The sequence below is a fragment of the Bradyrhizobium sp. 521_C7_N1_3 genome, assembly GCF_052075975.1.
Classification (GTDB): Bacteria; Pseudomonadota; Alphaproteobacteria; order Rhizobiales; family Xanthobacteraceae; genus Bradyrhizobium; species Bradyrhizobium japonicum.
In genome coordinates this window covers 1715252-1735390 of the sequence record NZ_CP197232.1, presented here as the reverse complement: position 1 = coordinate 1735390, position 20139 = coordinate 1715252, and the positions used below count along the sequence as shown (strand labels likewise).

General features: G+C 58.4%; 18 protein-coding genes and 1 pseudogene. 3 read left to right on the top strand and 16 right to left on the bottom strand.

Features of this window, described 5'->3' with window-relative positions:
- Window positions 1-119: 119 nt before the first annotated feature.
- The gene (locus tag AB7008_RS07985) at window positions 120-626 is read left to right on the top strand and encodes a hypothetical protein (protein WP_018645264.1); all 507 of its coding nucleotides are present in this window, start codon (window positions 120-122) and stop codon (window positions 624-626) included.
- A gap of 4 nt (window positions 627-630) precedes the next feature.
- Here the strand turns inward: AB7008_RS07985 and AB7008_RS07980 are convergent, their stop codons facing one another.
- The 8 genes from AB7008_RS07980 to AB7008_RS07945 form a co-directional block, all read right to left on the bottom strand.
- Entirely contained in the window at window positions 631-2490 is a 1860-nt protein-coding gene (locus AB7008_RS07980; protein WP_028144081.1) for a sigma-54-dependent Fis family transcriptional regulator, read from the bottom strand.
- On the bottom strand, window positions 2444-3556 hold the full coding sequence (locus AB7008_RS07975) for an ABC transporter ATP-binding protein (protein ID WP_011084700.1): 1113 nt from the start codon (window positions 3554-3556) through the stop codon (window positions 2444-2446). Before AB7008_RS07975 ends, AB7008_RS07980 begins: the two co-directional genes overlap by 47 nt.
- Window positions 3556-4383: an HAD-IIA family hydrolase gene (locus AB7008_RS07970; RefSeq protein ID WP_011084699.1), complete on the bottom strand. Its 828-nt coding sequence runs from the start codon at window positions 4381-4383 to the stop codon at window positions 3556-3558. Before AB7008_RS07970 ends, AB7008_RS07975 begins: the two co-directional genes overlap by 1 nt.
- On the bottom strand, window positions 4376-5146 hold the full coding sequence (locus tag AB7008_RS07965; protein ID WP_011084698.1) for an SDR family NAD(P)-dependent oxidoreductase: 771 nt from the start codon (window positions 5144-5146) through the stop codon (window positions 4376-4378). Before AB7008_RS07965 ends, AB7008_RS07970 begins: the two co-directional genes overlap by 8 nt.
- Window positions 5143-6084, bottom strand: coding sequence for a ribokinase (locus AB7008_RS07960; RefSeq protein WP_018645268.1), 942 nt, complete (start codon window positions 6082-6084; stop codon window positions 5143-5145). Before AB7008_RS07960 ends, AB7008_RS07965 begins: the two co-directional genes overlap by 4 nt.
- Window positions 6081-6941 carry a carbohydrate ABC transporter permease gene (locus tag AB7008_RS07955; protein ID WP_011084696.1) on the bottom strand — a complete coding sequence of 287 codons (861 nt, stop codon included), beginning with the start codon at window positions 6939-6941 and terminating at the stop codon, window positions 6081-6083. Before AB7008_RS07955 ends, AB7008_RS07960 begins: the two co-directional genes overlap by 4 nt.
- 12 nt (window positions 6942-6953) lie before the next feature.
- The gene (locus AB7008_RS07950; RefSeq protein ID WP_011084695.1) at window positions 6954-7916 is read right to left on the bottom strand and encodes a carbohydrate ABC transporter permease; all 963 of its coding nucleotides are present in this window, start codon (window positions 7914-7916) and stop codon (window positions 6954-6956) included.
- 69 nt (window positions 7917-7985) lie between these two features.
- Window positions 7986-9371, bottom strand: a complete 1386-nt coding sequence (locus AB7008_RS07945) for an ABC transporter substrate-binding protein (RefSeq protein WP_011084694.1) — start codon at window positions 9369-9371, stop codon at window positions 7986-7988.
- Between the two features lie 358 nt (window positions 9372-9729).
- Here AB7008_RS07945 and AB7008_RS07940 point away from each other — a divergent pair, with 358 nt between their 5' ends.
- Window positions 9730-9948: a hypothetical protein gene (locus tag AB7008_RS07940; RefSeq protein WP_161966258.1), complete on the top strand. Its 219-nt coding sequence runs from the start codon at window positions 9730-9732 to the stop codon at window positions 9946-9948.
- A 44-nt stretch (window positions 9949-9992) separates the two neighbouring features.
- Here the strand turns inward: AB7008_RS07940 and AB7008_RS07935 are convergent.
- The 5 genes and pseudogenes from AB7008_RS07935 to AB7008_RS07915 form a co-directional block, all read right to left on the bottom strand.
- A pseudogene (locus tag AB7008_RS07935) lies at window positions 9993-10248 on the bottom strand (IS5/IS1182 family transposase); the annotation flags it as partial.
- A 79-nt stretch (window positions 10249-10327) separates the two neighbouring features.
- Entirely contained in the window at window positions 10328-10690 is a 363-nt protein-coding gene (locus AB7008_RS07930; RefSeq protein ID WP_026312353.1) for a Wadjet anti-phage system protein JetD domain-containing protein, read from the bottom strand.
- Window positions 10687-11031, bottom strand: a complete 345-nt coding sequence (locus tag AB7008_RS07925; RefSeq protein WP_014497905.1) for a hypothetical protein — start codon at window positions 11029-11031, stop codon at window positions 10687-10689. The genes AB7008_RS07930 and AB7008_RS07925 overlap by 4 nt, the downstream gene beginning before the upstream one ends.
- A gap of 31 nt (window positions 11032-11062) precedes the next feature.
- Window positions 11063-11320: a hypothetical protein gene (locus AB7008_RS07920; protein ID WP_028170466.1), complete on the bottom strand. Its 258-nt coding sequence runs from the start codon at window positions 11318-11320 to the stop codon at window positions 11063-11065.
- A 268-nt stretch (window positions 11321-11588) separates the two neighbouring features.
- On the bottom strand, window positions 11589-11759 hold the full coding sequence (locus tag AB7008_RS07915; protein ID WP_014497906.1) for a hypothetical protein: 171 nt from the start codon (window positions 11757-11759) through the stop codon (window positions 11589-11591).
- A gap of 36 nt (window positions 11760-11795) precedes the next feature.
- Here AB7008_RS07915 and AB7008_RS07910 point away from each other — a divergent pair, with 36 nt between their 5' ends.
- Window positions 11796-12170, top strand: a complete 375-nt coding sequence (locus AB7008_RS07910) for a hypothetical protein (RefSeq protein ID WP_340050700.1) — start codon at window positions 11796-11798, stop codon at window positions 12168-12170.
- Window positions 12171-12854: 684 nt separating this feature from the next.
- Here the strand turns inward: AB7008_RS07910 and rpoN are convergent.
- The 3 genes from rpoN to AB7008_RS07895 form a co-directional block, all read right to left on the bottom strand.
- On the bottom strand, window positions 12855-14309 hold the full coding sequence (gene rpoN, locus AB7008_RS07905; protein WP_011084688.1) for an RNA polymerase factor sigma-54: 1455 nt from the start codon (window positions 14307-14309) through the stop codon (window positions 12855-12857).
- A 2293-nt stretch (window positions 14310-16602) separates the two neighbouring features.
- On the bottom strand, window positions 16603-17388 hold the full coding sequence (locus AB7008_RS07900) for a helix-turn-helix transcriptional regulator (protein WP_018645272.1): 786 nt from the start codon (window positions 17386-17388) through the stop codon (window positions 16603-16605).
- Between the two features lie 1100 nt (window positions 17389-18488).
- The gene (locus tag AB7008_RS07895) at window positions 18489-19103 is read right to left on the bottom strand and encodes a J domain-containing protein (protein ID WP_011084684.1); all 615 of its coding nucleotides are present in this window, start codon (window positions 19101-19103) and stop codon (window positions 18489-18491) included.
- Between the last annotated feature and the right edge of the window lie 1036 nt (window positions 19104-20139).

The window sequence follows — 20139 nt, the reverse complement described above, 5'->3', positions numbered from 1 at the left end:
GATTGGGTAGAACCGTGAGAGCCAATGTCTTTGGTCGCCTTGCCGCAAGTCTCCCCTCGCCTCGCGGTGATCAGATAACGATCTATGCGCCGTCACTGCGGACTCTTCCGCAGAATGCCATGCTCGTCATGGCTACACTTCCTGTCATCGACTGGAACGACTGCCTCGTGCGGGACTTGCACGCGAGCCCCAAGGCGCCCCCTTGCTGCTATGCGGCCGTCGTCATGATCGATCCCTTTGCCTGCTGGGAAGATCTCGGAGATCTGTTACAGGATGCAAAGATGACCGGAGTGACGAATTTTCCGCCAGCCTGCATGATTGAACGGACATCGGCAGGAGTGCCGCTCGATCGCGGTCAGGAGCTCGAGCTTCGCCGTATGGAGTGGTTTGCAAGGCGCGGGTTCAAAGTCCTGTTTATCGCGGCGGACGAGGCAAAGATGACAGCAGCGGAGCAACGGCTTGGTTCGCAGCTGGATGGGGCCGTCTATCTGCGACCCGAGGCGCTTGCGCTGCCGATTGGATCGGATATCGGGCTCGTAAGCCTTGGCTCTCATGGATCGTCGTCGGTACCGAGGTTCTCCCTGGAGCAGGCCGCCACGGCCAAGCAGCCGCTACGACGGGCATGAGGCCTTATTCGAGGATCCGCAGTTTCTTGATTTTATTGTAGAGGGTTTTGCGCGAAAGCCCGAGAGAGCGAGCAGTCTTGCCGCGGTGAAGCCGGTTTCTCTTCAAGCCCTCGATGATCCAGTCTCGCTCGGACAGCGAGGCCGCGGGCCGTGCGCCAAAAGGTGGCTCCAACAACGGCTTTAGCACCTCACCGGTGATGTGACTTGATGGCAAGGTCACGAGCTGGTTCACGACCTGCCGCAACTCGCGCAAATTGCCTGGCCAATCGTGCCCCGCGAGCGCAAGGAATGCAGAGTTTTCTATCGTGAGCGTCTGGGCGCTGGAATCTCCTTTGGCTTCGACGGTGAAGTGTTGAACGAGTTGCGGCAGATCTTCAAGCCTGTCGGGTAGCGAAGGCAATTGGACATCCAGCCCGGTAAAAAGGTCGAGAAGCCGCGCGCACAGAACCGTTTCAAGACCAGCGCCTCGGGCCACGGTCGCGGTGGCAATGATCCGGGCGTTGGAACGCATGACAGTTACCCCGTTCAGAGGGGTAAATCCGCCTGTCTCGAGGTAATCGGCAAGGCGCTCCTGTCCATCGCGCGAAAGTTGGTCGACATGCAATAGCACGACGGCACCGTCACTCGACGCCTCCAGGAGTGACAATTGGCGTCTGCCGCTCTCAAGACGCTCGGCGCCGAACAACGGGCCAAGTATATCCATCGCCGGACCGGGGCGGCAATGAAACAACGCCGTTTTGGCGTGCCTGCGGTCGCTAAACGCGTGAACCAGGGTTGCTATTCTACGCTTGCCAGAGCCGGCCTCCCCCCAGATGAGGACCGGGCGGGGGGTCGCCGCAACGCGTCTGGTGATCTCAAGGATGCGCTTCATTGCCGAGGACTGTGCGATCACGCCGTGCCTGAAACCACTCAACTGCAGCTGCCGTTCGAGCAGATCCACCTTCTCGCGCAACAGGTGGATGGTCTTGAAGCCCGACGTCACCTCGAGGACCGACATCTCCAGAGGCACGCGGTCCAGCGAAGAGCCTCCGATGAAACCTTGGATTCCGGTCTCGCGGCAGATGTCGAGGAGTTCGTCCGGCTTCGTAATGGGGCCGCCCCCAAGCAGGCAGATGGTGCTCTTGTTGACGGATTGAGCAACGCGCGCAACGGCGCTCGTACGCGCTGCAAGTTCAGACAGGCTGACCGACGGATCGGCTCCGCTTTCAACCGCGCGGTTTAGATTGAAGTTGATGCAAATGGCCTCGGCGCCCGCTTCGACCATTCGACGCGCCTCGGATTGACTGCGCGTATAGGCAATTGTCATCAGGCCGCGTTTTGCAGCTTTCACGAGGAGCTCGATTTCCCGGGAGTAACCAAGACCACACTTCTCGAGCAATGACCTGCGCTCATCGTCGATGTGTATGACCGATGGGAAGTTGGTCACGCCGCCAAATCCCCATTTGATGATCCGATCGAGCCAACGATCAACATCGAGCTCGGGGTCGAATGTACAGGTGCCGAAGAAGACCGGCAGTTTCGTGCTGGGCAGAATTTCGGTCCGTCCGAAGCTTGCCACGAATTCGTTACTATTGCGGATTGGGAGGATCGAGGCAGGCGAGGCCCCACCCATGGCACGAAAACGGCCCGCATTGAGCGCGAGCACGAAATCGGCCCCCGCCCGCTCGGCGGCTCTGGCGGTCATGCCCGACCCGATCCCCGCACCAAGGACAAACGAACGGGAATTGCGGAAGAACTGCCTGATACCGGCTCCCTTCACCTCAGCCGTCCGCCTGTCGATCCTGAGCCGCGCATCATCGCACGGCTCTACGTGAAGACTAGCTCCAACTCGCAGGTGCGTGCAACCGCCATACCGCCTTTCCATTGCCCATGAACAAGTGGCAATCGGCTGGAGCGGCGGTGAGGGTGAACTTGGAGGCGCCTTTGGGCCAACCGGATTGTGGCGCCCTGGCGACGAGAGCTTCGTTTCCGGCATTACCGTAGATGTACGTGACGCTGCCGAGATGCTCGACGAAATCGACCCCAAGTTCAATCGAGATCTCCTGCTGCCCGGGCATTGACGAGGAGAAGTCGTCCGGGCGAATTCCAACAGTGACCGGCTTGCCAACCAGCATCTGGTCCGGCTGGACCGGAACGGAGATCGTGGGCCCGGCGTCCAACCGGACATCCATGCCATGTTCATGAGCTGCTTCGACCTTGCCGCCCAGGAAGTTCATCTTGGGCGAGCCGATGAATCCTGCAACAAAGCGCGAAGCGGGATTGTGATACAGATCGTGCGGGCTGCCGACCTGTTCGATGTTGCCGTCCTTGAGCACCACGATCTTGTCAGCCAAGGTCATCGCCTCCACCTGGTCATGCGTCACGTAGATCATGGTATTTCCGAGCTGCTTGTGGAGCTTGGCGATCTGAACCCGCATCTGCACGCGCAAATCGGTGTCCAGGTTGGAGAGCGGCTCATCGAACAGGAAAACTTTTGGTTCTCGCATGATGGCGCGCCCGATTGCGACGCGCTGGCGTTGCCCTCCTGAAAGTTGTCGAGGCTTGCGCTCCAATAGATGGTCGATCTGCAATAGCGATGCTGTTTTGGCTATCTTGGCGGCGATCGCGGCTTTCCCGGCTTTGGCCATGCGCAGGGGAAAGGCCAGGTTCTCTTTCACCGTCATATGCGGATAGAGAGCGTAGCTTTGAAAGACCATGCCGAGGTTGCGATCGGCCGCATCGATGTCGTTGACGAGCTCATTGTCGATGAGGAGCCGCCCACCGCTGATGGGCTCGAGCCCGCCAATCATGCGCAGAAGCGTGGATTTGCCCGACCCGGACGGACCAACAAAGATGACAAATTCGCCGTGATCGATAGTCAGGTCGATATTACTCAGGATCTCGATTGTCCCAAAAGTCTTCTTGAGGCCCTCCAGGCGAACGTCGGCCATTATGCCCTCCTCTGTCGCGGTTGAGCCGCGCGAGCAGCACTTACCTCAATCTCGCGCAAGCTCGATACGATGAAGTCGGGAGCCATCAAGGACGGATCCTGACGCGTTGGCACGCCGGTTGTAACAAGCACCGTGGCAAGACCCGCCCTCTTTCCGGCTTGAATATCCGTAGGAACTTGATCTCCGATCATGATGGTCGACCCGCGCTTCGTACCGAGGCGTGAGAGCGCTGTCTCGATCATCGGCACTTGCGGCTTTCCAACGATCGAAGGCCGCACTTGCGTAGCAGCGGCCACAGCTGCAATGGTCGCACCAGCGCCAGGTTCGAACCCGCTGGCCGTCGGCAGCAGAAGATCGGGATTGGTTCCTATGAACACAGCTCCATTGAGGATCGACTCAACCGCAATTCGCAGCTTCTCATGCGTGATGTCCCGGTCAAGCCCCATCACGACAGCTTCGGGCGCTCGGTCCGTGACCTCCAGCCCAACATCTCGCATGGCCGTCACAAGCGAGGAAGCTCCGATGACATAGATTCGCGTTAGGTGCGGATAATTGGTTCGAACGAGTTCTGCGGCGGTGATAGCGCTTGTAACGACCTGAGACGGTGCGATCGAAAGACCAGATCCTCTCAGCCTGCCGACGACGTCCTCCGGGGTATGCGTTGAATTGTTCGTCGCAAAGCAGAATGGCACGCCTGCTTTCTGCCATCTCGTAAACGCCTCTATGGCATCCGCTATTGCGGTGCCGCCACGATAAACGACGCCATCCAGATCGGAGATAATCCCTTCTATCGGCGGCCAGTTGATCTTAGAGCTGAGGCTAACCATTCATCAGCATCCCACCATTCACATGGACAATCTGCCCGGTCATGTAGGAAGCTGCGGGGCTGGCCAGGAACACCGCAAGCCCTGCGATATCTTCCGGCAGTCCGACCCGGCCCAGCGGAATTCGGCCACTATGGCGCGCTTCGGTTTCCTCCCGCGGACGCCCGTGCAAGGGTGTATCGATAATCCCGGGAGCAATCGCGTTGACGTTGATCTTGAACGGAGCACATTCATAAGCGAGCAGCTTTGTCACATCGTGCACGATGGCTTTTGACAAGCAATAGTCGGCGCCGCCAGCCTGGTAGTTGAAAACAGCACCTTGAGATGACAACGAGGACCCGACATTGACGATGCGGCCGCCTTTGCTCTTCATGAAGCGCTCGATCGCCAGCTTCGCGCAACGAAGCACTGCGACGGAATTGATCTGGATGGTTTTTTCGATTCGATCGGCATTTCCGGTCAGAAGCGCCTGAGCCGATTTTATTCCGGCGTTGTTGATCAGGACATCGAGCCTGCCGAAGCGCTTGGCGATCTCATCAAGCACCCTGCCGACATCATCTTCTCGTGACACATCCATGCTCATCGGCAGGATGCCATTGCCGTGCGGCAAACGAGTCAGAATGACTCGCAGGTTTTCCAAATTCGCGTCGGTTGCCAGGACGTTCGCACCGCCTTGACGGAAAGCATTAGCTATGGCTGAGCCAATGCCTCCACCTGCACCGGTCACAAGCACGGTCCTGTCTGCAACTGAGAACTGTTCGGTCATTCCAACTCCAAGATCGATTGAGAATTCAGAAATTCGTCGACGGCCCAACTGCTAGGCATCGATCTTTGGGCGCCGCGTCGCGTCACACATAAGGCGGCAACCGCGAGCGCCTTTTTGATCGCTTCTCGTATCGGCAACCGATGAGCAAGAGAGGCTGCGAAAGCTCCATTAAAGGCATCCCCCGCCGCGGTCGTATCAACGACCTTCACAGGAAATGCGCGGAGCGCGAAAGTCGCGCTGGCATCGGCGTAGTAGGCTCCCTGCGCACCTAGCGTGATCAGCGCTGCCTTCGGCCCGAGATCGAGAAGCTTTCCAGCCGCATGAGCGGCGCCGTCGAAGTCATGCACCTCGACACCGGTGAGCTCGAAAGCTTCCGTCTGGTTTGGTGTGACGAAATCGACACTCCTCCACGCCGCGGGCGACAGGCCCGCCCTCACGGGGGCCGGATTGAAAATAAGATCGAATTCCTTGACGCTCTTCAATGCAAAAAGGTGATTGAGCGCGGGGACCGGCATGCCCATTTCGGCAACGACGATTGCGTCCCGCTCAATGAATTCGGCCGCCTTCTCGACCATGCTCGGAGTGACATTTGCATTGGCTCCCGGGTCTATGACAATCATGTTGGAGCCGTCGTCGCCGACGAGGACAAGAGCAGAACCGGATATCTCCCCCGGGCATACCTCAATGGCATCAAGGCGGACACCTGCCTCACGCAGCGCTTGCAGCAACGATCGGCCAGCGTCATCATCGCCAAGCCGGGTGTAGAAGCTCGGCCGAAGCCCCAATCGAGCGGCGGCGACCGCCTGATTTGCGCCCTTGCCTCCCGCATTCTGCTTTAAGCTTCCCATCAGGCTTTCACCCGGCGTTGGAAGCCGCTCGACGTTGAAGCAGAGGTCAAGATTGGTCGTTCCGAAGAACATCAATGGTCTGGGGCTCATTTCACGGCCCCGAAGGTAAGGCCACGTTCGAGATGACGCTGGCCAAGGATAATCAGGACGATCGGCACAATCATGGTCACCACCAAACCCGCAGCCATGACCGGATAGAACTGAACGCCTGGATTAAGCAGCTTGAGCAGGGCCACGGTGACCGGTGCTTTCGTCGAACTGAGGATCAGGCCGAGAGCGAAATTGTGCCAGGCAAGCAAGAAAATGAGCAATGAAGCGCCGATTAGGCCGGGCTTTAGAAGCGGAAGAACGATGTGCCAGACTACACGGAACGGCTTTGCACCATCCATGGCCGCCGCCTCCTCAATGTCCTTTGGGATGTCCTCGATATATGATCGGCTTAGCCAGATGATCATTGGCAGCGTGACGACCTGATAAACCCAGATCATGCCGAGATAAGTGTCATAAAGGCCAACTGTTTGGAACACGCTGAACAGCGGTATAACGACAAGGAGTGCCGGCGCGAAGCGGAAGCCCAGAATGAAGAACGCGATGTCCTCCTTCCTAGGGATATCACGTCTTGCCAAGACGTAACCTGCGGGTACGCCGGCGATCAGCGATACGAGCACCGCGCCAAGCGATATCACGACGCTATTGGCGACCGGCGTCAGGAAATCAACCTTGATGGTGCCGTAGCTTGTCGCCCCGGCCTGGGCGGCATCGAACAAAACGCGGAAGTTTTCAAATGTTGGAGTGAAGACAAAGCGCGGCGGCAAGGTCATGACCTCGGCCTGCTGCTTCAGCGACATCATCACGATCCAGACCAGGGGAAATGTCAGGATGAGCGTACAGACAACAACCAGTCCATTAAGGAACAAGCTTGCGGGCGTTAAGCGTTTGAAGCGCATTGCCAGCCTCCTCTAGCTTACGCGCTGCCGAACCAACCGCCACAATTTTACCATGGCCAAGGTCCCGAGAAGCACGATCAACCAGTTGACAACCATGAGCGCGGCACCACGCCCGAAGGCGAGGTTTTGAAAGGCTGTGATGTAGGCGCGAACCGAGAGCACGGAGGTACTGTCACCTGGACCGCCCTGGGTTGTTCCGAAGATGATATCGAACTGATTGAGCGACTCGATCAGCCGAAAGACTGCGGCGATCAGGATATACGGTGCAATGAGTGGAAGCTCAATATGGAGGAACGTCGCCCAACCCTTAGCGCCATTGATCCGCGCGGCTTCTCTGATCTCCTCGTTAATGCCCTGCAAACCGGCGAAGATGATGAGCGCAAAAAATGGTGTGTAAGTCCATATGTCGATGAGAACTAGCGAGAACATCGCCGTACCGGCGTCCGAAATCCAGGCGAAGCGGCCGATCCCGACGAGCGAAAGCAAATAGTTCAGAATCCCGTTTTGTGGATCCATCATTGTGGTCCACATCAGGGCGACGCTCATGGGCGGCAATACCAACGGAAGGAGAATGACAGGCCGCATCAATTGTGCAAGAAACACGCGGCTTGCGAACAATTTGGCGAGCGCAAGCCCAGAGAACGCTTCCGCGAGGACCGCGGAGCAGGCATACACCGTGGTCGCCCGCATGCTGTTCCAGAAATCTTGAGTCTTGATTGCCACTTCATAGTTGGTGACCCCAATGAAACGAACCAGGGGACGGCCAAACTTGAGATCGGTCAGCGATTGGAAGACGCCATAGAAAAACAGAAAAAGAAATCCGAGCAGTATGATGATCGCGGGAGCAATCGCAGCAAGGCTCCACCAGTCAAGAGCATGCTGCCCGGCGCTTTGCACCTGCTCTTTTTTGGGCGGTGCCAGTTGGCCTACCGATGATTGTAGCATCACGGTTGCGTCGATGCCTCGAAGGTTCATCGCTCACTTCTCGAAAGATACGCGGGGGTAGTGGAGGCGGCAATCCGGTGATGCCGCTCCCCGGTTGCCTTACATGGAGGAGCGAATCTCGGAGGCGAGGTCGGCCAATGTCGCCTTCACGTCCGCACCATTAACCATCTTCTGCATGGCAACTGCCCAGGCGTTCATGGCCTCGGCAAACCCTACGCGCGGCGTAAAGGCGAGCGCAGCCCGGTCCTGAACACTCTTGAAGGTATCCACGAAATTTGTGAATTCCGGTTTAGCCGCATAGTCGAGCCAAACCTTGTCGCTCCAGGTCGAAGCGCGCGGCGAGTTGACGAGCTTGCCGGCGATGGCACCGTTCAGCTCGACCTGCTTTGACGTCGCCCACTGAATGAAGAGCCAGGCCGCTCCCTTTTTCTGGGAAGCAGCATTCATGGCCAGGGACCAGATCCAGATGTTCGATTCGAAAGTCTTGCCGTTCGGAGCTCGCAGTGGCGGAGCGAAGGCAATCTTGCCCGAAGCGGGCTTGCCGGCAACATCGTTCCAGAACCCGAACATGTTAGAATCGATCGCCATCGCTGTCCGACCCGAATTGATGCCATCGACCACTTGGTACCAGTTGTCGTTGGCAAAGGATGGGGCAGCACACCTCTTGATCATCTCCACGTAGTCTTTGTGGAAGGCGATCGACTCGGGAGAATTGAGACCGGTTTCCAACTTGCCGTCCTTGACGACGAAGTCGTGTACACCATAGGACTTGGCGATTGAGATCGCGGCCGTGTGGATGCTGCTCCAAAAGCGCACTCCTCGCACACCCAGGGGCGTGATCGCGGGATCGGCAGATTTTAGCTTTTCGCATGCCGCCGACATTTCCGGCGGGGTTGTCGGAACCTTGATACCGTGTTTGTCAAGAATGTCCTTACGGTAGAACAATTGGATGTTTTCGAACCCGTGCGGGATGGCCCACACCTGACCCCGGCCCGGTTCGATCTGCCCGCCATTGACTTGCCAAGTCAGCGCGTCACGCAATGCGGGGAAGAAGTCCTTGTAGTCATAGCTTGCCGATGTGAGCTTAGGGTCGTTCAGATAGCGGTCGAGCGGCTCAAGCAGTTGACCGGGCGCAAGATCCCAAGCCGGTTGAATTCCTGTGCCGACGACATCCCACGAGGGCGATTTTGTGCTCAGCTGGATGGTCAGCTTATTCCAATAGGCATCGTCCGGATAAAGCTCGGGCGTCACCTTGATGCCCGTCAACTTCTCGAACTCAGGAAGCTGTGCTGCAACCGCGTCAGCATATGGATGGATGTCGTAAGCCCAAACGATCGAAGCGCCCTCGAACTGGCGCCAGTTGATATCCTCCGCTTTGGCCTGGCCGAAAGATGCGGCCGCACCGGACAAGAGAGTTGAGCAAATCAGAGCGGCTTTGACGAAATGGTAAGAATGGCCGCGCGGTGCGGCTAGCGTCCTTGGCATTGGTCCCTCCTCTGGGCTCTTCGGCCCTCAAGTTCACGTGCCTGTCGTCTTCCAGGGCCGCGAGTGTTGGTAACGCTAGCCGTGATTTTCCGCCCTTATGCACCCATTCAGATCGAAGTTGGGTATTTTTGGGTAAGTCAAGAAAACAGCGTTACAGCAGCCGTTGCAAAAGCCATGGGGAGATGATCAATGCAGGCCCATGTTCAGACCCCGCGCAGCCAGCCTACAAACGAGGGCCGAGCCGGGCCAACCGCCCGAGCTGATGCATAGTAGCTCGTTCGAATCCCTCTGTTAATCTCACCTTGCGGCACGGACGCCTCGATCTTGTTCTTGATTGTGCTGCTTTTAAGAGGGACGAGTGCTTGATGCATTGCCGCAACCTTTCTCGATCCGCAAACAATCTGGTCTCTCAACCCGCCATATTGCAGGACGAAGCTCGAGCGCGACCGCGAGCATCAGCAACAAGGCGTTGCGGATTAGGCCCAACGAAAGCCTCAGCCAGGCTGAGGGTGAGGCGGAGATTGTGGTCGACGGCGGTGAAGGCGATGTTGGCGGCGTCCCCCTCCCGGCCCTTTGAGATGGCAGCGACCGAGATGCCCGTCGCTCTTCATGTGGCCATTCACGGCTCGATGACTGAGAGGCGCCTGAGCCGATGCGCAGATAAGATTGCCGCAACTTAAGGCCGCACTCGCGGGCCAGCCGATTGGTTAATCGCCGCATATTCCAGCTTGGCATCGGTCGGGAGGTGATGGTCTTGGGCTGAACGGTGGTCTCCACCGTCGCTGCTTGAGATCGCGCGTCCGCAACGCGCCGGTCTCATGCGCCCCCTCAAGCTCTCGGCCAGCAAGAGCTCCAGCTTGTCACCGAGCCGCTTACGTCAATGGCCAAGCGTGCCCGTTACGCAAGCTGGCGCCCTGGTCAGTCCGAACGCCTACGTGGGCGTAGGAAGAATCGGATCAAGCTCCTCCTGCTCGAGGATCTTGGATCCATCTTTGGCCAAGTATGCCGCCAGTGAAGCGATGCCGGAGTTTGGTGGGCAACGAGCGGGTGCGGACTTTTTGGTCGGCGCCCGCCCCGAGATGCGGCAGGATCGGTCGTCCGACGGCGCGCTCCATCGTGTGGAATATCCAGGTGCCGTCCGGATCGATATCCGACCAGTGAAAGATCGGGGTTTGTTCGGACACCATTGCCGAGATCGTGCGCAGGGCCTGTTGGCTGGCAAGCGAGGGATACCCGCCAACATACAGCGTAGCACCCAGTCGAGCGGCGTCGGCCTCGGCGACGTGCCTGTTGAAGCTTGCCAAGTTTTCGATCGTCAAAACATACGCCGGCGGCTCCCGGAAGCGGACATGATCTGCCTCCTTAGGCGCGATCCCGAGATGAGCGGAGTGGCTCCGGAGAGATCGGCCCCAAGAAGATCGATCTTACCCGCGATCAGCAGCGGCGGGGCAAAGCGTTCCAGCCCGATCGCCCGCAGTGCCTCGCGGGGCCGCGCGCCCGGAGGAAACTCGAGGACGCCACTCAGGAGCCGAACCACGACGCCTTCAACGCGTTCCAGCGTCTTGCTGTGCCTCACCGTCCGTCGCGAGAAGGTCTTATAGTCCACGTCGAGATGCTTGTTGTCCAGGATGGCCTGGGCGAGATCGAAGGCGTGGCGCAACGTATCGACATCGGACGAAGCGACCCGCGGGCTACCGCTCCCGGTCGATCAACGACGGATCGACTGGTGCGCGCATCCGCACCTGAAGCGGTGGTTCGATCTGGTCAAGGCAGGCCGGGCGTGATCCGCGCGCAGCGGCGTTCATCGAACCATGATCGCCGCCCGGCGCGACCCTAACGATCAGCTGGCCGGCGTATGGTAGCCTTTCGGTTGCCATGCGCGACCCTTGAGGCGATCCATGGCCATGATCGAGTCCGCCGCCCCATCCGCGCCGCAAGTCCAGCGACATGGCTCGATCTTTGACTGTAGGAGGCGCTTCATCCAGAATAAGAGTTTAGGACTTTGGTTCTTTGAATGCCTTCTTCTTCAAGGCGGATAAATAATTTCCTCGAACTCTTGGACGAGATTTACCGGCCAAGCGCATTTCTAGCGTCACAACAAGTTCCTCAAATTTTTTGCGTGTTGCGCCCGCCAGAGGTCGTTGCCGATAATAGCTGTACAGGCGCTCGGTTATGACAGCTGTCACCCACCGTGGCGTATCTTCCGATTCGTAAAACTCACTTATCCTGGTTATAGCTAGGGAACGAGTCGATCTCGAGCAACATGAAAGAGCAGAGCAGCGTGCGAATTGCAGATGTCTTCTCGCTGCGTATCTGCTCATCGATAAAATCAACCAGCTTTTCGCTTCCAAGGCTTTGATAGGCGATCTCGGCAACGATGGTCGGCATGACATGCTTGATCGTACCCTCGATGAACCTAAATAGCTGGGACAGCTTTTCACTCAGTACCGGGCGCGACCATTGGACGGTGTTTTGGCAACAGCTCCTTATCTGCACAACGGGTCTGTTCCGACCCTGAGAGACATGCTGGTGCCGCACGCCAAGCGGCCGATGTCGTTTTGCGTAGGCAGCCGTGCGTTCGACCCGGTCAACGTCGGGCTCGCGACGAAAGCACAGTCGTCCGAAAGCTGTGCGGCCGGTCTGACGAACTTCGATGTGTCGCTGCTTGGGAACAGCAATCGCGGACATTCTTTCGAGGGTAAGGAAACCGACTTAAGGAAACTGCCGCCCGGCATCATCGGACCAGAGTTGACCGACGCCGAACGGCGAGCGCTTGTCGAATATCTCAAGACTCTATGAGCGATGGCGTTCGACGCCGACTTGTGTGCCGGCGTCGCTAGCTTCCGCCGAGTTCGAATGCGCCTCGTCAGAACACGTGCCATTCGGCAGATTGTCCCTGCTCAGCCAGGTCATGTGTCCCTCCTGCCGGGACGTCGTCGATTGTCTTGAAGCCGCCATGAGCTCGCCGGTCCTAAGCAGCCCCGACTTGGCGCAATCCTGACGATCCCGCCCAACCGCACTTGGCGATGCTGGGCGCGGCTACAGTTGCGCACTCGAAAACCTGTTCATTTTCCAAAATCTGGGCGCTCCAAGTGTAGTTTTTACAACATTTAGCGCCGAGCTATTATGGTTAAGCCAATAATTCGCCCTACAACCTTGTTGTGCAGCGTAGCAACGAACCGGAAAGTTATCGCGGAAGAGGTGGTGGCGATCATTGGCGTGCGAGATCAGCCGGCTGCTACCGATCGGGGCCGTATATCGGCCGACAATAAGCCAAGGCGAGGACTTGGGAGGAATAAGAGCTTGGCGCCGACGGAGCCTCTGAAAACGCTCGCCCCTCTTAGACGGCAGTCGGCCTATACTACCTCTCCTCAAATGCCGCGCCAGAAGCTTCCTTCCATCACCATCAACAATCTCGCTCCAAAGGCCCGCTTTCAGAGACCTCCAAAGCTACGCTTCCGGATTAAATCGACAGCTGGGGGTTTATTTATCGAGGCCAGTTCCGCCCGATGCTCTACTGTTCATCGTTGACCACATATTGTCGCGGCGGCGCTGCACCGAGGACCGAATGCGCATGGCTTCGCGGTACTTCGCGACCGTGCGGCGGGCAATATCAATGCCCGAGACTCGCAGGCGCTCAACGATCGCGTCATCGGACAGAACCGCTGACGGCTCTTCGGATTCGATCAGCTGCTTGATGCGGTGACGCACCGCTTCAGCGGAATGCGCCTCACCGCCATCCGCCGAAGGGATCGATGCCGTGAAGAAATATTTCAACTCGAATGTGCCGCGATTTGTTGCCATGTATTTGTTGGCGGTGACGCGCGACACCGTGGATTCATGCATCTGGATGGCCTCGGCAACGGCCTTTAGATTCAGCGGCCGCAAATGCGCAACACCAAGGGTAAAGAAGCCGTCCTGCTGACGCACGATCTCGGTCGCAACTTTCAGGATGGTGCGGGCGCGCTGGTCGAGCGCGCGCACCAGCCAGGTCGCGTTCTGCAGCGCGTCGTTGAAGTAGGACTTATCGACGTCCTTGCCGATCTTCTTCGACAGCTTGGAATAATAGGTCTGGTTGACCAGCACGCGCGGCAAGGTGTCGCTGTTGAGCTCGACATGCCAGCCGCCATCAGGAGCCGGACGGACATAGACGTCGGGTACCATCGTCTGCAGCCGCGCCGACCCGAACTTCATGCCCGGCTTGGGACTGAGCCGGCGGAGCTCGTCGATCATGTCGGCGATGTCCTCGTCGTCGACGCCGCAGAGCTTGCGCAAGCTCGCGATGTCGCGCTTGGCGAGGAGATCGAGATGCTCGACGAGGGCCTGCATCGCCGGATCGTATCTATCGAGCTCGCGGAGCTGGATCGCCAGGCACTCGCGCAAGTTACGCGCACAGACGCCGGGCGGATCGAACTCCTGCAGGACGGCAAGAACGTGCTCGACATCCTCCTGCGTTGCGCCGAGCCGCTCGGCGGCCTGGCCGAGATCCGGCGGCAGATAGCCGGCTTCGTCGACGAGATCGATCAGATACTGCCCGATCATGCGCTGCGCCGGCGCGGTGAATGCGACCGACAGTTGTTCGGCCAGGTGGTCGGACAATGTTGTCTCGGACGCGACAAACGCTTCGAGATTGTAGTCTTCGTCACCCGAGCCGCCGCCACCCCATTCGGTATAGGTGGTCATGGCGCCATCCCGGGCGTCGCGCACTTGGGCCTCGGCCAGCTGATCGCCGCTGACCTGATCGACCTCAGTCGGGGCTTCGGCCCCAGCTGCATCGTCACTGGCACGCTCGAGCAGCGGATTACACTCCAGCTCTTCCTCCACGAAGGTCATGAGGTCGAGATTAGATAATTGCAGCAGCTTGATCGCCTGCATCAGCTGCGGCGACATGACCAGCGACTGGGATTGCCGGAACTCTAATCTTTGCGTGAGCGCCATGAAGCAAGAACCGTTACTGAAGTTGGTCTGCGTTTTGCTCATCTAGTCAGGAGCTGATCTAAGCGCTTTGATGTCGCGCAAAAGCGGATGCGAGGTGAGATGAAGGCAGCGAACAACGGAATCCGACACTCAGTCGGAGCTCCCTCGTCAATCCCCATTGTGCGCGAGATGAGAGGACTAGGAATTCGGATGCGGCACTGTGACGCGAGGGCATCAACAAACAGGACAGCTTCCCGTGGCGATACTCCTATCAAGGACTTGCAGTCCCCGGCAGTTTCGGTGAGTTCTGCGCGTAGCCGCGATCCTCCACCCTCCCGCAGGAGCGCCGGCAACAGCTGCGCGGGGCTCAGGATCAGTGCCTGCCGCCACTCAGACAGTCCCTCGCTGTCGAGCCTTGCTGCACGCTCGAATTAGCGCGAACTTCGAAGCCGATCGTGGAAGGAAGTTGCGCAAACGAATTGGCACTAGGGCTGGCAGTCGAAAATAGTTGAGGTAGCGGGTTGAACCGGCCGCAAGATCGCTATTGCGTCAAACGCGATTGCGAGGCGATCACCATTCAGCTGCCCAACGCCTGCCGCTTGTTGGCCGCTAGCGTCTGCCCCATGTGCGTCGAGAAGAGTCTCTTGTCCGGGTTGCTGACGCAAATCGGCAGAAGTTCGAATAGCGGGCATATATTGGCCTGCTCTTCGGCTTATCCTGCCGAAAGTTCCAACGTATTCGGGATGACGAATCTGGGGCCTCTGACGCATCAAATCTGGGACAGTTAGTTTCCTCCGCTTGGCCGCTGAGCGGGACGATCTTGTCGGTTTGGTCGAGAGCCCTGCGCCAGTCGCCTTGCTTGCAGCGGCCGGCCGACATACTCGCTCCGCGAGAGGCGTCCGCACGCGCGAGACCGCCATGATGTTCCTACGACCTCGAGCAACATTTCATCGCTGGCCAGCGGGGTCTTGCCAGCGCGTTGGCCCACTCCTCGCCATATCGGTGCTGCCGGTGAAGCCTGCCGCCTCCCCAAACAACACCTCTCCGAAGCTTCGGTGGGATGCCGACCCCAATCACTCGCCTCAGTGGCATCTGAGCTGCGGCGAAACGACAAGAAGAATTCGCGCTCTTGGTACAACTCACCGGGTCGCAGAGGCAAGCTCCCGAGCCGAACCCCGGCTCATCGCCCGCGTCGTCGTACCTGCCATTCGCGCTCCCGCTGCCTCTGCGCCGATGGTAGCACCATACACCGCGCTGTAGAACACCGCAGCGGAAGTTGGCGCCGCGACATCTTATTCCGGCTACCGACGCAATTGAGCGGCCGCGTGAGGAGTTCGAGCGACGGATCAAGATCAAGACCGTTTGCCATCAGCGGCCGCCGCGGCAATGCCGTCCTGGCCTGCTCACCCCCGGCCAGATCAACATGCGCAAGGTCGACGGCTGGAGACCCCTCACCACAAATCCTTCGATAGGTAACTTGGGACGCGCCTAGTTGTGGGGCGCGCACCATAGCCACAATGCAATGCGCATCGCGATTGAACTCGCTGCGCACGGGCAGGTAGCTTCATGTTAGTGGAAATCGCGCCGACATTGCCGCAGCTGGCAAGCCTCGATTGCACAACGCGAAGCATCAACTTCTCGATAAGGGCCGCGCTGCCGCTCAGGTGAAGGGCCTGGCTTCAGCGATCACGGCTTCGTCCAGCGGCAAGCCCCTGCCATAGGGACGAACCAGCTTTCGCGGGCGGTCGCATCGAGCAGCGGCACCTCAGTTGCCTGATTGATATGGCCGGGACGGCCGGCTGGCGCAGCCTCGAGAGCCTCGAGACGGTTGGTGGCGAGAATGAAGATGTTGTCATTGTTGCTTCAACCCGTTCATTGCGTTGAGCAGCCTGTTTAGCAACACTTACTTGCAAAAACCTATAACAGCGCGATTCCTGGCAAACAGATCGACATCCTCGATCTGAAACGGATGGAACTTCATATCAATAGCGCCGGGATCGCGTGGTCGGTATGACAAAGCATGCGATTTACCGCCTAGGACCTGCATTGTCCGAACTAGGAAATCCAGCCTCAGGCGAGTCTGACGCAGCGAGACTTGCATGAAGCGCCGACGCCCCTAGGTCCACGCCAGCCACTGATAAACACCGGACACGCGCGCCGGATGCGCTTGCCCCGTCATCTGGTTTGAGCCAATTCCGTTGAAGTACATCGTTGAATCCACTAGAGATCGGCTATCCCGACCGCAGCAGATGAATCGCAAAGGAAGAGCCCGCCGACGCAGGGTCCTTGATCGTTCCTTTGAAGGCGTACGGAGCTAAATGATGCCGCGCCGGGTTGCTTTGGCTACAGCATTTGTCCGGTTTGCCGCCCCTAGCTTTCTGATGACGTTCTTCATGTGGAAATTGACGGTATTATCAGTGACGTTAACAAGTTGCCCGATTACCCAGGCTGACTTCCCCTCTGCGACCCAGTATAGGCACTCTGTTTCTCGCGGTGTTAGCGGAATGTCTGTCTCGCAACTCTCATCAAGCGGCGGTGTAATCTGCGCGACAGCGTTGTGAAACGCCGACGCCAATGTCGTGAGATGAGCCATGCGATCCTGTGGATCGGCATCATCGAAAGGAGATGCAAACGATACGAAAGCCGATCGGCCTTGCGATCCAAACAATGGCACGCTCATGCCATGCTTAAGGCCTGCTTCTTTGGCCTCGCGTAAGACGCGCAGCTCACGGGGCTGCAGTTCATATCGACTGGTTAGTTCATCCCAAAGAAAGGGCCTTGGCAGCATTGCTGTCCGCCGGACCACCGGGTCGATCGCTTGATATTCTTGTTCAGCATAGCGTTGGCACCAATCAGACGGGAAATTTATAGTTGGCGGGGGCGGTAGATACTCTGGCAAACGACGCTCATTGGAGCAGGAGAGTGCTCCGTAGGCGACTTTATCAAAGCCTTCATTGCTCGCGAAATTCACAAGAAGATCGAACAGCGCTGCGATTGATCTTGTCTGTATAGCGCACTCGATGAAGCTGAATAGGTCGGGCCCGCGACTTTCCCGTCTGCTTGAAGCGAGTGGCATTTTGCCGTGCGACTGGTCATCCATTTTCTATTTCCGTTTGCTTACACAGATGTTGGCTTTGCTTCTTGCAGCTGAAAGCTCGCGCGCGAAAGGAAAGCGCCGGCCCAGAACTGTTTCACACGGTCCCAGCACGCTCCGAGAAGATAATCGGAGCGACTTGACGCACGCTGGCAGGTCGAGCCAAAGCGAAGCTGACTTTGTTCGCTGCTGACCGGTCGGGCTGCTCTCCGAGGTGCCAGTGCCCCAGTCTCTCGAAAGAACGGCTGGCAAATCATGCAACGATTGCGGCGGACACGGTCAGCACTTCTCGTAAGAACATGCCGGCATCTCGAGCGCCACCGCAAAGGAGCGAGGTCGGCATGGAACTGTTCGCAGCTCGGCACACCACACCCGGACGGGTCCAGCGCCCTCAGGTGCTTGCGCATTTTGGGCCACCACCCGCGGACATCAACAAATGGCTGCTTGACGAGGACGACAGCGTGCATGCGATCCTCAGGACTTTCCAAGAACCACCGATGCGCACAGCAATTCTCGCACCACTCGCCGATCGGAGAACTTGCCCCCATAATAGGGGCACTCGCAGAAAGATGGTCTCCTCTGGTTGAGCGGATGTGACATACGTCGAACATGCGACAACGTCTCATGCGCGACACAGAATTTGATATAGATCAAGAGCGTGATTAAAGGCCTGCCGTCTCACCTGCATTGACGGGGCGCGAATGGCACTCCCTGAGTGCCATCTTAACGCGCGAGGCAAGTCCAGTACCAACCTTCCTGCGGGCAGCGGAGCAGCAGTTTAGTGTGGCTCTGCTTTTCGAGCAGTCGAGGACGGCACTTTCGAACTTTCGCTGTGGCTCGCCTTTGCGAACTTCCCATCGGCGTCGTGAAGACTTGCCCCCTCCTTGCAAACCCGAGGAGAGAGCGAATGAACGAGGAAAGAAACAAAGGCTCGTTGTTGATCGGTCCGGGAGCAGGTTGATAGAACTCCTTGTGGCGTGGCGGAAATGTTGCGCCTCTCGGGCCTAGGGTCTGAAGCGGGTTACACGCCAGCTCGGGTGCAGCCTTCACACGATGAAGGGCTATGGAATGGCGGGTGAGGTGAAGCCGTTCAAGTCGTGTCCGGGTTAGCTCTCCCGCACCACGGTCTTCAGGTAATGGTAGGCCTTGATGATCTCGACCAGGCGCTGCTCCGTAGAGCGGTCGCCGCCATTGGCATCGGGGTGGTGCCTCTTGACCATCGCCCTGTACCTCGCCTTGATATCTCCGAGCGTCGCATCGACATTCAGGCCCATCACCTGCAACGCTTTCCGCTTGGCATTGAAAAGCTTGCGCGTCTCAGGCCTGGCCTCCGCGCGGGCGCGTCCCTTCAGCTCAGCGAGCATGCAAAAAGCATCGCAGTCGTCCTCGGAATGGGCCGGGCTGCCGGTCATCTTGCGGGCGCTGATGGGCTCGCCGATTTTCCAAGTTGGACGATGGCCCGTCAGCGCGTCATTCTGGTAGCGCGCGATCGCTTCGGCGTCCATCCCGGAGAAGAAATTGTAGGACTGATTGTATTCGCGAGCATGCTCGATGCAGAAGTGCCAATATTCGCGCGCATTGTGGCGGCCCTTTGGCGCGGGATGGGTTGCCTTGTTCTGGCAATCAGGCCATTCGCATCGCACCGCGGTCCGGCGCTCCTCCTGCGCTTCCTGCTTGTTGATGCGAATGGAGGCGAAGAATTTGGATGTGTCGCTCAGCATGACTTGGCTCCGTTGGGCGGAGCGGCAGTTAGCAGCGCCGCTTCTAAGCTAGAGAATTGGTTTCGACGGCAAGTTGGATCTGACTCGGCCTTTGCGTCTAGTTCAGTGCATGGTGTAGCAAGCACTTCCCAGCAATCGACATGCCAGGACTCGCGCGCTTGGTTCAGACAATCATCTCTTTGCGATCTCAGATCGATTCAATTGCAATGTGCTGTCGGGCTCTGCACATCGAGGTCTTGAACGGGACCGGGTGAATACGAACAAAGCGGGAGCTATGCAGGAATCTGGCTGATGACGCGCTTAGGGAAGCAGCGGAGCAACGCGGATGGTGAATTTGCGAGAACTTCTCGACGAGGCGATATGGCCAGAATGAGACTATCAACATCCTGCCCTTCGCTCAGCCGCCTGCGGTTGATCATGCGTGCTACAAATTCTGCGCAACAGAGCGCGTGTTCTGCTCGCCCGGTGCCGCGACGGAATCGTTCCAGAGACGCCGGCGAGATGAAGCGGCCAAGGATGGCCGCGCAACACCGCAAAAGCTATCGGCGCAATCGAGGCGGCCGGGCCCAAGGTGAGGACCGGGCGCGCGACTCTCGCCGGTTGGATCCGCTTCACGTACTTGATTTTGCCAGCCGAGCGCGGCGACCAGGAGCTTTGATCCCCTGCTTAGCCGGGCCGTATGTTGACTCGCGATTTCAGGAGGCACGATCGGCCCTGCTGGAAAGGATGCGGCGAATCTTTTGCTATTAGCGATTTTTGGGGCCTGAACAATCGATCGCGGGGCAAATACGTGCGCCGCAGCACAAGTCCGCCGGCGATCAAAGAGAGCCCGAGCTGGTTCTGAGCGGCAAGAAGAAGGCCATGGAGGGTCTCAACGGCGCCCAGCCGGCGCGGTCGCGGAGCATGCACTCGACATCTTTACTGCGAGCGCACCAAATATGTGCGTGGCCGCGATTACCGGACAAGGATCGCCGATATAAAGCCTATTGGCTTTCTGTGTCTTGCCGGCCGAGCACCAGCAGAGAACCACAATCCG